This window comes from Shewanella sp. 10N.286.51.B2 (genome assembly GCF_041469265.1).
Classification (GTDB): domain Bacteria; phylum Pseudomonadota; class Gammaproteobacteria; order Enterobacterales; family Shewanellaceae; genus Shewanella.
The window spans coordinates 1-477 of record NZ_JBFRKH010000115.1; the positions used below are offsets into that span (position 1 = coordinate 1).

1 protein-coding gene is annotated in these 477 nt (G+C 39.0%); it reads right to left on the minus strand.

What is annotated here, in order from left to right:
• Positions 1–135: 135 nt before the first annotated feature.
• A complete protein-coding gene (locus tag AB4140_RS19640; RefSeq protein WP_157936128.1) occupies positions 136–405 on the minus strand; it encodes a transposase in 270 nt (89 codons plus the stop codon).
• Positions 406–477 lie beyond the last annotated feature (72 nt).

Consider the following 477-nt stretch of genomic DNA (forward strand, 5'->3'; position numbering starts at 1 on the left):
TGTCATTATCATCGATACGCTTGGGTTGGTAATAAAATGTGCAACGACTAATATTTAGTGCATCACAAGCCAACACAACACCTAGGCCAAATTCATTAATGGCATAGTGGGCTAACACCTTCCGCTCTGCTGGCTTTATAGCTTTTTTTCAACAATGTCTTTTAACGCCATGTTTTGCAAACTGACATCTGCAAACATCTTTTTAAGCTTGGCATTTTCAGCTTCTAATTCACGCATACGGGTTAAATCAGAGGCTTGCATCCCACCGTATTTCGATTTCCATTTGTAATAGGTACTTTGACCAACATTATGTTTGCGGCATAACTCAGGCACAGTGAGTGCGCCTGATTCGCCTTCTTTGAGGATGTTGATGATTTGGCTTTCTGTAAAACGTGTCTTTTTCATGTGATTCTCCATTTGGTTTAGTGTAAATGGAAAACTCTATTTAAAACATTCTGAATTTAAGGGAGGGTTACA